Here is a 13000-nt window from a genome sequence, read left to right on the forward strand (position 1 = left end):
TACGATGCCCGTGTGGAGCAGGAAGACAGACGCGAGATACGCACGGACTGGCAGGGCGGCGCGATCTTCCGGCCCGTCCGGACCGGCAACGCGTTCGAGGAGACGGTCCAGCGGCTCCTGGAGGCCATCAAGCTCGGCGTCTTCGAGCACGGCGACCGGCTGCCCCCCGAACGCGAGCTCGCCACCCGGCTCAACATCAGCCGCGAGACGCTGCGCGAGGCGATCCGCTCGCTCCAGCAGGCCGGCTGCGTCGAATCACGCCGCGGCCGCTACGGCGGCACCTTCGTCACCTACCGCCAGCCGCCGCCCGACCTCGGCGAACTCCGCCGCGCCGTCCGCCACATGGGCGCCGAGCTGGAGGACGCGCTGACCTACCGGATGGTCCTGGAGACCGGCGCCGCCGAACAGGCCGCCAGGCGGGTGCTGACGGAGCATCAGGTCGACCACCTGCGCAGCCGTCTGGCCGACCTGGAGCAGGCCACTCCGGCCGGGTACCGGCAGCTCGACTCCCGGTTCCACCTGGCGATCGCCGAACTCACCGGCTCCCACTCACTCGCCGCAGGCGTCGCCGAGATCCGGATGCGGCTCAACGACCTGCTCAACGCCATCCCGATCCTGGACCGCAACATCGAGAACGCCTCCGAGCAGCACCGCGCGATGGCCGAGGCGATCCTGGCCGGCGACATCGACCGCGCCCGGCGAGCGACGGAGGAGCACCTGGAGGCCACCGCCGCACTGCTCCGGGGGTTCCTGGGCTGACGGATCGCCCGTGCCGCCGTCCCGGAACTCCGGCGGGCGCGGCTGCGTGAGCCCTGACGCCCCCGGGGCGTGCCGGTCTGCCCCGGCCTGCCTCGGTCTGCCGTGGGCCACCCTGATCCGCCCTGATCCGCCTCGGGTCGACTTGGTTCACCTCGGGTCGCCTCGGGTCGCCTTGGTCCGTGCGGGCCGTCCTGGTCCGTCCGGGTCAGCCGGTGTGCGCACCGCGGACCACCAGGTCGTCCAGCAGCTCGCGGGTGGCCTCGGCCACCGCCTCCACCGCTCGGTCGAACACCGCCTGGTTGTGTGCGGCAGGCGCCCGGAACCCGGAGACCTTCCGCACGTACTGCAACGCCGCCGCGTGGATGTCCTCCCGGGTGACTTCGGGCATCACGGGAGGCCGCAGCGTCTTGATACTCCGACACATGCTCCCAGTCTCCCTCACCCCCACCGGGAACCGGTCCGGCCGGAGCCGGACTGCGGGGCGCTCGGGCCCGTGCTCGGGGGCGGGGCCGGGCTCGGGGGCAGGCTCGGGAGCGCGGTCGAGGTCGGGAGTCCACTCGGCATCTGCTCGGCGCTCGAAGCCTCACCGGGCCCGGTGCTGCCGCCGCCGGCCGTCTCCGGGCTCGTCGTCTCCGGGCTCGTCGTGCCCGGGCTCGCCGTCCCCGGGCTCGCCGTCCCCGGATTCGTCGTCCCCGGATTCGTCGTCCCCGGATTCGTCGTGTGGGAAGCGGTCGTGCTCGGAGCGGTCGTGTTCGCACTCGTCACACCCGGACTGGTCTCACCCGGGCTGCCCGTCCCCGGGCCGGTGGCCCCACTCGTGCCGTGGCTCGCGCTCGCACCTGCCGTCGGATTCGTGCTCCCGCCCGTGCCCGGAGTGCTCGCACCCGTGACCGGCGGACTGCCGGTGGCCGGACCGGTGGCGGTGCCGGCACCCGTGGGACCGACCGGCTTCGCGAACGACGCGCCGCTGGACGGGTCCACCACCACGAGCTGCGGCACCGGACTCGGCGCCGGAATCACCACCACGACCGTCTGGGTCCGGAAGGACGGCCAGGGCGTGCCCAGGTAACTGGGCCTCGCAGTCAGGGCCGGCGGCAGCAGCGGGTTGCCGCAGGCGCAGCGGACCCTGGGTGAGCCGTGGGCGTCGACCAGGACCGCCGTACCCGCCTGCAGCACGGCCTGGAACGCCGTCGCCGAGCCGTTGCTGAAGCCGTGGTTGGTGACCCGGGTGTCGGCCCGCAGGACGACCGGCGTCAGCGTCTGCAGGTAGGTGCCGATCGCACCGGGCTCGATGCCCTCCACCCCCGCCCAGGCGCGGGCCTTGGCGGTGTCGGAGGCGAGGAAGCCCGCGAGCTTGGGGACGTCGCAGCTGTCGGCCGAGGTACTGCCCCCGTACAGGCCCGTCCGGGTGCCCTGGACCGACAGGCCGGCACTGGTACCCACCGAGGCGGTCACCGTCGCGGAGCCTCCTGCGGCCGCCGAACTCCCGTACCCGGACGGCGATGGCGACGGCGCGGTCGGCTGCGTCGCGACCGAGCCCGTGAACGGGTCGGGGCCCTCGGCGCTCACGGGTTGCAGCACCACCTGCGAGGCGGCGGCCCTGCCTCCGGTGGTGCGGTTGGTCAGCACGAAGGTCACCGCCCCGGCCACCACGATCACCGCCGCCACCAGGGCGATCGTCCGGCCTCTGCTCCACATGGGCCCGGGCTTGCGGCGACGTCCCGGTCCGCCGGGGAAGCCTGCCAGCCAACGGGGCCCGGACGGCGGCCCGGACGGCGGCCCCGAGGAAGCCGCGCGACTCGCCGGGGCCGGGGCCCCGGTCTCGGTTCCCGGCCGCCCCGACTCGGCCCCAGTCCCAGCGCCGGACCCGGCACCCGACCCCGCGAGCGGCCCGGACGGCGGCCCCGACGGGGGTCCGGACGGCGGTTCGGACGGGGGTCCGGACGGCGGTTCGGACGGCGGCCCCGACGGGGGTTCGGACGGCGTTTCGCCGGCCCCCGTCCCCGCACCCGATCCCGTACCCGCTCCTCGGCCCGGACCGGTCGGCGGCCCGTACGGGCCTGCCAGCGTCGGTTCATGCGGCCGTCCCTGCGAGCGCCCCGCCGAACGCCCTGTCGAGCGCCCTTTCGGCGGCAGGGCCGGCGGCACGTCCGACGACTCGGTCGGCGAATCTGCGGCCGGTTGGTCCGGCGGCCCGCCGGCGTGCCGGTCAGGACGTCCGTCGGGCCCCTCCGGGGGCGGCGGTTGGGAAGTCACGGGAATCCTCCAGGGCTGGCCGGTCTCCCCCCGTCTCGCTCCGCCTCGCTCGCCTCGTCGGTCCTCTCGTCCGTCCTCGTCGTCCGTCCGCCGGGCTCCTGTCCGCCGGACTCCTCCCCGGCCCTCATTCTCTGCTGGTCCACTCAGCACCCCGCAACCGCTGGCGGATCACCCCGGGTCCCTCCGAGCGGTCGCCGATGCCCGCGACGTGGCCGAAGCTGGAACAGTCGGAAGGAAGCCCGTGCCGGGGGACACACGCTCGTCGGGAGGCCGCGTGCAGCCGAGTGACCAACCTCCGCGTCACCAACCTCCACCCGACCGGCCGCTGCCCGGCCGGTCCACAGCCGGCGAGTCGGTACCGGGTCAGCCCCCGCCCGGCCGTGCGGAGAGCGCCGCCGGCCGCCAACTCCGGCTCTGGGCAGAGGCGCTGGCCGCTGCGGTCGCCCCGCTGGTGGCCATGGCCGCCGTCGCCGCACTCGGGCTCTGGGCAGCCGGGGCCGGTGCGCTGCCGGAGGGCGCGTTCCCGTACGTGGTGGCCGCCACCGTGCTGCTGGCCGTCGGGGTGCCGCTCGACCTCACGGGCACCGCCGCGTTCGTCGCCCAGGCCCGGGGCGGGATCACCGGCCTGCCGCTGTCGGTCACCCTGGTCGGAGCGCTGGTGGCCGGCGCCGTCTTCCTCCGTCCGCTCCGGCACCGCGCCCTCGTCGGGCCCGTCGAGCTGGCCGGACGCGCCGTCCGGACGGCACTGCTCTGGCTCGCTCTGCTGCTCCTGGTACGGCAGTTCGCCCAGCACACCTTCACCGTTCCCACCGGCGACTCGTTGCTGGACCAGCTCGGCACCATCTTCGGCGGCGCACCGACCGTGGGCTTCCGGGCCGCCCCGGCGGCGACCGTGGGCATCGGGCTGGCCTGGCTCTGCGGGGTACTGCTGCTGGCCTTCCTGATCGCCCGGCGCGCGCCGCTGCCCAGGCACCTGCTGCGCCTGCACGCCACCGTCAGACCGGCCGGACACGCCGTGCTGACCCTGCTGACCGGGTACGTCCTGGTGGGCCTGGTCGCCGGGCTGGCCTCGGCCGCCACCGACGGTCATCCGCGCGACACCATCGCGGTACTGCTGCTCGCGCTGCCCAACCTCGCCTGGATCGCGCTCGGCGTCGGTATCGGCGGTTCCTGGCACGGCCATTCGGCGGGCACCATCGGCCTGCCGGTCCCCGAGCCGCTGGCCTCGGTCCTTCGGGCGTCCCGGACCAGGGACGTCACCCTCGACCTGTCCTCACTCTCCCAGCAGGACGGCCGCAGCTGGCTGCTGCTGGCGCTGGCCGTGGTCATGGTCCTGCTCACCGGCGTCGGCGCCGCGCTCCACTCCCCCGACCGGCTGCCGCTGTGGCGCTACGCGCTGAACCTGGCCGTCGCGCTGGCCGTCGGCATGCTGGCGATCGGGCTGCTCACCACGGTCTCCGCCGAGTTCGGCCTGTCCCTGCTCGGCCTGGACAGCGGCGCGGGCGGCCTCCACCTCAGCCCCGACCTGCTGGTCACCGTGCCGCTCGGCGTCCTCTGGGGTGCGGTCGCCGGCCTGCTCGGCGGCCTGCTGACCCGCGGCCGGCCCCGGCGGACCGGGCCCACCTGATCCGCCGTTCCGGCCCTGCCGTCGAGGACCCCGGAGCTGTGGACCCCGACTACGGGGCCGGGCCGCCGTACGGGGCCGGTGGGCGCCCCGGCACTGTCAGGGTGTCGTCAAAGCCGGCGCGATCCGCGTAGGCCACGCGTCAAGGCCCGGTGCGGCCGGGCTTCGGCGGGCATCCACTGGGACGGCGGGCCGAAGTGCCAGGGGCCCGCGTCGCGCGTGGAAGGAAGCCGTCCGCCATGTCCCAGACCCAGGTCGCCGTCGCCGCCCCCGCCGAACGTCCGGGCCGAGTGCTCGAAGGGCCACCGGCCGGCAGCCCGTGGCCCGCCTCCGCCCGCGCGGGGACCGGCGGCGAACTGCTGGTCGGCGGGGTCGGCCTGGCGGAGGCCGCCGACCGGTTCGGCACCCCGCTGTACGTCCTGGACGAGGACGAGGTGCGGACCCGGGCGCGGGCCTACCGCAGCGCACTGCCGCAGGCCCAGGTGCTGTACGCGGCGAAGGCGTTCCTGTGCAGCGCGATGGCCGACTGGATCGCCGAGGAGGGCCTGGGCCTGGACGTCTGCTCGGCCGGCGAACTGCGGCTGGCGGCCGCGACCGGGTTCCCCCCGCAGCGGATCCTGCTGCACGGCAACGCCAAGAGCCCCGAGGAACTCCGGCTCGCCCGGCGGCTGCGGGTCGGCCGGATCGTCATCGACGGCCTCGCCGAGATCCCCCGGTTGGCCGCACTCGCCATCGCGGACACCCCGCAGCGGGTCCTGGTCCGCGTACTGCCGGGCATCGCGGCGGGGCATCACGCGGCGGTCCGGACCGGGGTCGACGGGCAGAAGTTCGGCTTCGGGATCGCCGGCGGTGACGCGGCGGAGGCGGTCGGCCGGGTACTCGCCCAGCCCAGCCTGGAACTGGCCGGCCTGCACTGCCACCTGGGTTCCCAGATCACCGAGGTCGAGCCCTACCTGACCGCCCTGGACCGGCTGGTCCGGCTGCTGGCGGAGATCCGCGACCGGCACGGCGTCGAACTCCCCGAGCTGGACCTCGGCGGCGGCCACGGCGTGCGCTACCGCCCCGGCGAGGAGGAGCTCGACCTCGCCGACTTCGCCGCCCGGGTGGCCGGGCACCTCGCCGCCCGGTGCGCCGAGCACGGCCTCTCGGTCCCGCGCCTGCTCGTCGAGCCGGGCCGGGCGATCGCCGCGCCGGCCGCCGTGGCGCTCTACCGGGTGCTGTCGGTGAAGCACGGCGCCGACGGCCGGACCTTCGCCGCCGTCGACGGCGGGATGAGCGACAACCCGCGCCCCGCCCTGTACGGCTCCTCGTACGCCGTCCGCCTGGTCGGGCGGGTCTCCGGTGCCCCGCCCGCCGTCATCGACGTGGTCGGCCGGCACTGCGAGGCCGGCGACGTCCTGGTGCACGCCGCCGAACTGCCCGCCGACCTGCGTGCGGGCGACCTGCTGGCCGTACCGGCCGCCGGCGCGTACCAGCTGTCCATGGCCTCCGGCTACAACCTGGTCGGCCGCCCGGCGGTCGTCGCCGTCCGCGACGGGCGCGCCCGGCTGCTGATCCGCCGGGAGACGGTGGAGGACTTCCAGGCCCGCGAGGTCGGCCGGTAGACCGGTACGCCGGGCGCACTCCGACCGGGTGAACCGGACGACCGGGGGCTCCTTCCCGGCCGGACGCCGAGGCGGCGCAGCCCGGCCCTGCGCAGCCCGGCCCTGAGCAGCCTGACCATGGGTTCCGGGCCGGCCGTGGCTCCGGGCCCGCCGTGGTGGGCCGGTCGGCCCGTCAGTCGGCGGTACCGGCCCCGGCGCCGAAGACCGGCCAGGCCCATGCGGGCGGCACGGGTACGGCCTCGGCACCGGGTTCGGGTTCGGGCTGCGGCGGGGGTTCGGGGGCCGGTACCGCCCTGGGCAGTGTGGTGATGACCGGGACGGCCGCCCGGGTTCCGGACTCCCCGGCGGCCCGCAGCGCCGCCACGAAGCCGAGGCAGCTGTCGTAGCGCTGGTCCGGGGTCTTGGCGAGCGCCTTCACGAGGACCGCGTTCAGCGCGCCGGGCAGCTCGGGCCGGGCCGCGGTGATCAGCGGCGCGGGGTCGTTCAGGTGGGCCCAGAGCAGGGAGAGGTCGTCCTCGCGCCGGAACGGCGGGGCGCCGGTGAGGAGCTCGAAGACCACGCAGCCCAGGCTGTAGAGGTCGCAGCGTCCGTCCACCGGGCGGCCACTGATCTGCTCGGGGGCAACGTAGTCGAGCGTGCCGACGAACTGGCCCGCGGTGGTCAGCCCGCTCAGCGAGAGGGACTTCTTGGTGAGGCCGAAGTCGGTCAGGTAGGCGTGCTCCGGGCGTTCGGCGTCGGGGCCCTCGGCGATCAGGATGTTGCCGGGTTTGACGTCCCGGTGGACCAGGTCGTGGGCATGGGCGGCGTCCAGTGCGGAGGCGACCTGGGCGATGATCCGCACCGTCTGGGGGACGGCGAGCGGGCCCGTCCGGTCCAGCAGCACGCCCAGGTCGCGTCCGGCGACGTAGCGCATGGCGATGTAGAGCACGCCGTCCACCTCGCCCGCCTCGTACACCGGGACGATGTGCGGGTGGTCGATGGCTGCGGCGGCCCGGGACTCACGGGCGAAGCGCTGCCGGAAGACGTCGTTGCGGGCCAGCTCCGGCGGGAGCAGCTTGATCGCGACCGTACGGCCGAGCCGCAGGTCCTCCGCCCGGTAGACGACGGCCATCCCGCCCCGGCCGATCTGCGGCCCGAGCCGGTAGCCGGCCAGTTGGCGGCCGGTCAGGTCCTCGAAGGCGGCGGTGCTCATCCGGTCCGTCATCCGGTCGTGGGCGGCTCGACCGCGGCGTACGTCTGCAGTCGGGTGCCGTCGCAGTAGTACCAACGGCCGTGATCGAGGTCGAGCAGCCAGGCGGACGGGCCGTCGATCACCGCGCCGACCCGCAGCGCGCCCGCCTGGCGCCGGAAGGTGTCCAGGTCCAGGTGGCCGGCGGCGAACCGGTCGACCAGGTCGCGGTAGGCGGCGATGGTGCGCTCCAGGGCGTCGAGCAGCGGCCGGGGGTCCTCGGTGCTGCCGAGCGGCTGGACGCTGCCCGGCGGGCGGTTGGGAAGGGCGACGAGCAGTCGGCCGTCGACCCAGGCGCTCCAGCCGTTGGCGCAGACGATGCGGGCCCAGTTGCCGCTGGTGTCGGTGAGCCGGACGGGCAGCAGCGGGTCCAGGCGGGCGCTCGGCCGGGAGGGGTCGGGACCGGCCCAGGTCGGCAGGCCGTCCTCGGGGACGACGTGAGTGGGCCGGAACGCGTGCGGATCCCGGTCCGGGCCGTCGGGGTGGTACGGGCTGCTCATCGGCGCCTCCTGTGGACCCGTCCGGCTACCGGCGCATGACGGCGGGCTCGTGCCGCCTCAGCAGCCGGACCACCACGATGCCGAAGATCACCGAGAGCACCACCAGGGCGCCCAGGTCGAGCAGCCAGGTACCCGCACGGTGGGCGAAGAACGGGTCGGCGGTGAGCGTACCGGGCGCGATCTCGGGCGTGCCGACGGTGGCGGACATCGCGGCGAACGCCCAGCGGGAGGGCACCAGCCAGGACAGCTGGTTGAGCACGGGCACGTTGTAGAGGGTGAGCAGGGCCCCGCAGAAGACCACCTGGACGATGGCGAGCAGCACCAGCAGCGGCATGGTCACCTCCTCGCGGCGGACCAGGGCGGAGATCACCAGCCCGAGCATCATGGCGGTGAAGGAGAGCAGCGCGACGGCGATGGTGATCTCGGCGAGCGGTGGCAGCAGTACGCCGCTGCCACCCTGCGGGCGCAGCCGTACCCCGATCAGGGCGACCAGGGTGAGGACCACGGACTGGATCACGGTGACGGTCCCGAGGACCACGATCTTCGAGCAGAGGTACGCCGATCTGGACAGGCCGACGGCTCGTTCGCGCTGGTAGATGGCGCGTTCCTTGACGAGTTCGCGCACCGCGTTGGCCGCGCCGGTGAGGACGGCGCCGACGCAGAGGATGAGCAGGGCGCTGGTGGCGCCGCTCGCGGTGAGCTTGCTGCCCGCCAGGGCACGGGCCATCGCGCCCATCACGAAGGGCAGCGCGATCATGACGGCGAGGAAGGTCCGGTCGGTGGCCAGCGCGGCGCTGTAGCGGCGGACCAGGGTGCCGAGCTGGGACCACCAGCCCTGCGGGGGCGGCGGCGCCACCGGGGGTGCGGTGGGCGGTGCCTCCCCGCCCGGCCGGTGCATCGCGGACTCGATGTAGCGGCGGTGGGCGGTGGATTCCCGGTAGTCGCCCGCCCAGTCGCGGCCGGTGTCGTTCTCGAAGGCCTCGAAGGCCTCGGGCCAGTGGCTGAAGCCGAAGTACTCGAGGGCCTCGCCGGGCGGGCCGTAGTAGGCGATCCGGCCGCCGGGGGCGAGCATCAGCAGGCGGTCGCAGAGGTCGAGGCTGAGCACGCTGTGGGTGACCACGACGACGGTGCGGCCGTCGTCGGCGAGGTCGCGCAGCATCTGCATGACGGAGCGGTCCATGCCCGGGTCCAGGCCGGAGGTGGGCTCGTCGAGGAAGAGCAGCGAGGGCTTGGTGAGGAGCTCCAGGGCGACGCTGACGCGTTTGCGCTGGCCGCCGGAGAGGTCGGCGATGACCAGGTCGGCGCTCTTGCCGAGGCCGAGTTCGCCGATCACCTCCTCCACCCGGGCGGCGCGTTCGGCTGCGGCGGTGTCGCCGGGGAAGCGCAGCTCGGCGGCGTAGCCCAGGGCGCGGCGGACGGTGAGCTGGGTGTGCAGGATGTCGTCCTGCGGGACGACGCCGATCCGGCTGCGCAGTTCTGCGTAGTCGTGGTAGAGGTCGCGGCCGTCGTAGCGGACGCTGCCCTGGTCGGCGGGGCGCAGCCCGGTGAGTGCGTTGAGCAGGGTGGACTTGCCCGAACCGCTCGGTCCGGCGACCGCCACCAGGAAGTCCTGCGCGACCGGGAAGGTGATGCCGTCGAGCAGCCGGCGGTCGTCGGTGACGGTGACCACCAGACCCTCGACGTCGAGGTCGATGTCGCCGGTGTCGACGAACTCCTGGAGTTCGTCGCCGACCAGGCAGAACATGGCGTGGCCGATGCCCACCAGGTCGCTGGCGCCGACCTGGGCCTGCTGGACGGGCTGGCCGTTGAGGTAGGTGCCGTTGTGGCTGTCGAGGTCGACGATCTCGTAGCGGCCATCGGGGGTGGCGCGCAGCTCCGCGTGGTGGCGGGAGACGGAGAGGTCGGGCACGACGAGGTCGTTGTCGGTGGCCCGGCCGATCCGGACGATCCGGGCGGGCAGGTGCCGGATGGTGGTCGGTGCCCGGGTGGAGCCGGTGATCGAGGTGAGCCCGGAGGTGGTCTGCGCGACGGCGGTCGGCGTCGGAACGGCGCGCAGGGTCGCGGTCGGTCCGTCGTCGGGGCTGCCGAAGCGCAGCGTGGTGCCGGGCCCGACGTCGAGGTGGTGGACCCGCCGTCCGCCGGTCCAGGTGCCGTTGGTGCTTTCGGTGTCGTCGAGTGTCCAGTGGCCGTCGTCGGTGTGGAGCACGGCGTGGTGCCAGGAGACCCTCGGGTCGTCGAGAACGATCTCTCCGGCGGGGTCACGTCCTACGTGGTACTCACAGCTCGGGCTCATCACCTGCGAGCTGTCGCCGGTCTCCAGCACCAGTTGCGGCGCGGTGGACGCGACGGGTCGCTGTCCCATGCTCCTGATGCTAGACCTCCGTGCGGGTGGCCGCCGCTGGGCCGCCGGGGTGTCCGGGGTTCGGCCCTTCGGGTGCGGCGGCGGCTCGTTCGGGTGAGGCAGTCGGTGGTGTCGCTGCCGGGTGGGGGGCGGCCTACCGGGGGAAGATAGGCGCATGAGCGACGAGCAGCAGGGTCAATCGCCGGTCGGCAGCGCGGTCTCCTGGGCCACCTGGACCACTCAGGGGATCCTGTCCGGGCGGGGCGGGGTGCTGACCAAGGAGATCGGCGCGATCAGCGGGGATCTCACGGTGCACACCATGTGGATCGACGGGGAGGCCAGGTGCACGGTGCAGTACTCGGGTGCGCTGGACTGGTTCACGGTGCAGGGCAGTCCGGTGCCGGCCGAGGACGAGTCGACCGCGCGGAACATCCACCAGTCGATGGTGAACGCCGTGAAGGCGGGGGGCGGCGCACAGGCCCCGGAGCAGGCTCCCCACTAGGGTCGCCACGGACCTGATCGAACCGGGCCGGAGCAGACCCGATCCGCGCTGGGCTGGGCTGGGCTGGGCTGGGCTGGGGCAGGTTCGCGGAGCGTGCGGGCGGGTCCGCGGAGCCTTCCGGACGGGTGAGACCTTTCGGCTTGCGGCGGCGTGGAGGTCGGTGGTGCCGGTGTTCCGGCACCGCGCCGGATCCGACGGTTTGGCGATCATCTGACCGACCGTCCGATGATAGTTTGCGCCTGACGACAAGCGGGGGGCTTTCGGCCGCTCCGTACCGGTCTGTGGGAGGCCTGCGACTCGGCCGCGCCCTGCTCCGGTGCGGTGGGGTTCGGGTGCGCCTCGCCGTACCCCGACGTATGGAGCGATCTTGCCTCTGCCCACGCGCCTGCACCGCCGTACGCTGCCCCTTGCTGCCGTGGCCCTCGCCGCCTCCGTGCTGGCGGGTGCCGCCCAGGCGGACACTCCGTCACCGGCCGATCCGACCCTCGCCGCCGACCTCGACGCGATCCTCGCCAACCCGGTGATGGCGGGCGACGAGACGGGGGTCCAGGTCGTCGATCTCAGCTCCGGCAAGGTCGTCTACCAGCACCAGTCCGACGCCTACCTCACCCCGGCGTCCACCATGAAGACCATCACCTCGGCCGCCGCGCTCGACCTGCTCGGCCCGGACTACAAGTTCACCACCGAGGTGCGCACCACCGGCACCCGCAAGGGCTCCGTGCTCAACGGCGACCTGGTGCTGCGCGGCGGCGGCGACCCGAGCCTGCTGCCGCAGGACCTGGAGGACCTGGCCGCGAAGGTGGCGGCCGCCGGGATCACCAAGGTCAACGGCCGGCTGCTGGCCGACGGCAGCCGGTACGACAACGTGCCGCTCGGCCAGGGCTGGTCCTGGGACGACGAGCCGTACTCCTACAGCCCGCAGATCTCCGGTCTGACGATCGCCACCGACAGCGAGTACGTGATGGACACCGTCAAGGTGACCGTCACGCCCGGCAAGGAGGGCGAGGCGGCCAAGGTCTCGCTGTTCCCGGCCGAGGCGCCGATGAAGTTCAGCGGGCAGATCACCACCGGTGCGGCCGGGAGCGCGCAGAGCGCGGACGTCCAGCGCAAGCGCGCCCTGAACGTGCTGGCGCTGACCGGCAGCGTGCCGGCCGGCGGCACCCCCGCCAGTTTCCTGGCCACCGTCGAGGACCCGACCCGCTACACCGGCCAGGTCTTCGCGGGCGCGCTGGCCCGGCACGGCGTCACCGTCGGCAAGGGCGTGGCGGCGGCGACCGGCCGCGAGACCTCCAAGGCGCTGGCCGGACACGACTCGCGTCCGCTCGCCGAGCTGATGCCCCCGCTGCTCAAGCTCAGCAACAACGGCATCGCCGAGCACCTGACCAAGGAGATGGGCAAGGTCAAGGGCGGGCAGGGCAGCTGGGCCGCCGGGGTGAACCAGATCACCGGCTTCCTCAAGGCCAACGGCCTGGCCGACCCGGCGGGCCGCCAGGTCGACGGCTCCGGCCTGTCCCGCTACGACCTGGTCACCGCCGGGAAGATGACGGGCCTGCTCAAGGTGGCCGCCGGCAAGCCGTGGTTCAAGAGCTGGTACGACGCGCTGCCGATCGCCGGCAACCCCGCCCGGATGGTCGGCGGCACCCTGGCGGCCCGGATGCAGGGCACCGCCGCGGCCAACAACGTGCACGCCAAGACCGGTTCGATGAGCGGCGTGGACAACATCTCCGGGTACGCCACCGCGCCGGACGGACGCAAGCTGGCGTTCACGGTGCTGGTGAACAACTACGCGGCCGGCCGCCCGCGCGCGGTCCTGGACGCGATCGCCGTCCGCCTCGCCGCCGGGCCCGCCAAGGCCCCGTCCGGCAAGGCCCCGTCCGGCAAGGTGCCCGCGCAGCGGAGCGCATCCGAACCGGCGCCCTCGGACCGGTCCGCCGAGGTGCCGCCCACCCGCTGGGAGGAGTGCGAGACCCTCGGCCGCTGCTGACCCGCACGCCCGACCAGCGCACCTGACCAGCGCACCTGACCCGCACGCATCACCTGCCCAGGCGCCGCACCGGCCCGGATGGTCGGGCGGTCGTCAAGCCAGATCGTCCAGCCGTCACCGTCGGAATCACTCTTTCCGGGCATTGACAGGAACGATGCTGGAGCCGTAGCCGAGCCCTGCCGACACTCGTTGGCAGGGCTCG

General features: G+C 74.2%; 10 protein-coding genes. 5 read left to right on the plus strand and 5 right to left on the minus strand.

Annotation, left to right across the window (positions count from 1 at the left end; translation table 11 throughout):
• The first annotated feature begins 12 nt into the window (after positions 1-12).
• Positions 13-759, plus strand: coding sequence for a FadR/GntR family transcriptional regulator (locus tag ACFC1R_RS04215; protein WP_375932379.1), 747 nt, complete (start codon positions 13-15; stop codon positions 757-759).
• 205 nt (positions 760-964) lie between these two features.
• Here the strand turns inward: ACFC1R_RS04215 and ACFC1R_RS04220 are convergent, their stop codons facing one another.
• Both ACFC1R_RS04220 and ACFC1R_RS04225 read right to left on the minus strand, forming a co-directional pair.
• Positions 965-1183 carry a DUF2277 domain-containing protein gene (locus ACFC1R_RS04220; RefSeq protein WP_375932382.1) on the minus strand — a complete coding sequence of 73 codons (219 nt, stop codon included), beginning with the start codon at positions 1181-1183 and terminating at the stop codon, positions 965-967.
• A 14-nt stretch (positions 1184-1197) separates the two neighbouring features.
• Entirely contained in the window at positions 1198-2457 is a 1260-nt protein-coding gene (locus ACFC1R_RS04225) for a DUF6777 domain-containing protein (protein WP_375932385.1), read from the minus strand.
• An 832-nt stretch (positions 2458-3289) separates the two neighbouring features.
• On the opposite strand from ACFC1R_RS04225, the gene ACFC1R_RS04230 reads away from it, so the two are divergent.
• Both ACFC1R_RS04230 and lysA read left to right on the plus strand, forming a co-directional pair.
• Positions 3290-4642 carry a streptophobe family protein gene (locus ACFC1R_RS04230; protein ID WP_375932388.1) on the plus strand — a complete coding sequence of 451 codons (1353 nt, stop codon included), beginning with the start codon at positions 3290-3292 and terminating at the stop codon, positions 4640-4642.
• Between the two features lie 236 nt (positions 4643-4878).
• Positions 4879-6243: a diaminopimelate decarboxylase gene (lysA, locus tag ACFC1R_RS04235; RefSeq protein WP_375932391.1), complete on the plus strand. Its 1365-nt coding sequence runs from the start codon at positions 4879-4881 to the stop codon at positions 6241-6243.
• Between the two features lie 172 nt (positions 6244-6415).
• On the opposite strand, the gene ACFC1R_RS04240 is transcribed toward lysA, so the two are convergent.
• From ACFC1R_RS04240 to ACFC1R_RS04250, 3 genes are read right to left on the minus strand one after another with little or no spacing between them, the layout of a single operon-like run.
• Positions 6416-7435: a serine/threonine-protein kinase gene (locus ACFC1R_RS04240; RefSeq protein WP_375932394.1), complete on the minus strand. Its 1020-nt coding sequence runs from the start codon at positions 7433-7435 to the stop codon at positions 6416-6418.
• Positions 7436-7443: 8 nt separating this feature from the next.
• Positions 7444-7971, minus strand: a complete 528-nt coding sequence (locus tag ACFC1R_RS04245; RefSeq protein ID WP_375932397.1) for a hypothetical protein — start codon at positions 7969-7971, stop codon at positions 7444-7446.
• Positions 7972-7996: 25 nt separating this feature from the next.
• Complete coding sequence (locus ACFC1R_RS04250) at positions 7997-10333, minus strand: FHA domain-containing protein (RefSeq protein WP_375932400.1); 2337 nt, start codon at positions 10331-10333, stop codon at positions 7997-7999.
• 154 nt (positions 10334-10487) lie between these two features.
• Between ACFC1R_RS04250 and ACFC1R_RS04255 the strand changes: the two genes are divergently transcribed.
• Complete coding sequence (locus ACFC1R_RS04255) at positions 10488-10814, plus strand: hypothetical protein (protein ID WP_375932403.1); 327 nt, start codon at positions 10488-10490, stop codon at positions 10812-10814.
• 367 nt (positions 10815-11181) lie between these two features.
• Positions 11182-12798 carry a D-alanyl-D-alanine carboxypeptidase/D-alanyl-D-alanine-endopeptidase gene (dacB, locus tag ACFC1R_RS04260; protein ID WP_375932406.1) on the plus strand — a complete coding sequence of 539 codons (1617 nt, stop codon included), beginning with the start codon at positions 11182-11184 and terminating at the stop codon, positions 12796-12798.
• Positions 12799-13000 lie beyond the last annotated feature (202 nt).

This window comes from Kitasatospora sp. NPDC056138, assembly GCF_042264695.1.
Taxonomy (GTDB): Bacteria; Actinomycetota; Actinomycetes; order Streptomycetales; family Streptomycetaceae; genus Kitasatospora.

What these genes read in the sequence shown, in the direction of transcription:
- ACFC1R_RS04220 (WP_375932382.1), bottom strand. Translation starts at nt 1,183, where the DNA reads ATGTGTCGGAGTATCAAGACGCTGCGGCCTCCCGTGATGCCCGAAGTC.
- ACFC1R_RS04225 (WP_375932385.1), bottom strand. Translation starts at nt 2,457, where the DNA reads ATGTGGAGCAGAGGCCGGACGATCGCCCTGGTGGCGGCGGTGATCGTG.
- lysA (WP_375932391.1), top strand. Translation starts at nt 4,879, where the DNA reads ATGTCCCAGACCCAGGTCGCCGTCGCCGCCCCCGCCGAACGTCCGGGC.
- ACFC1R_RS04240 (WP_375932394.1), bottom strand. Translation starts at nt 7,435, where the DNA reads ATGAGCACCGCCGCCTTCGAGGACCTGACCGGCCGCCAACTGGCCGGC.
- ACFC1R_RS04245 (WP_375932397.1), bottom strand. Translation starts at nt 7,971, where the DNA reads ATGAGCAGCCCGTACCACCCCGACGGCCCGGACCGGGATCCGCACGCG.
- ACFC1R_RS04250 (WP_375932400.1), bottom strand. Translation starts at nt 10,333, where the DNA reads ATGGGACAGCGACCCGTCGCGTCCACCGCGCCGCAACTGGTGCTGGAG.
- ACFC1R_RS04255 (WP_375932403.1), top strand. Translation starts at nt 10,488, where the DNA reads ATGAGCGACGAGCAGCAGGGTCAATCGCCGGTCGGCAGCGCGGTCTCC.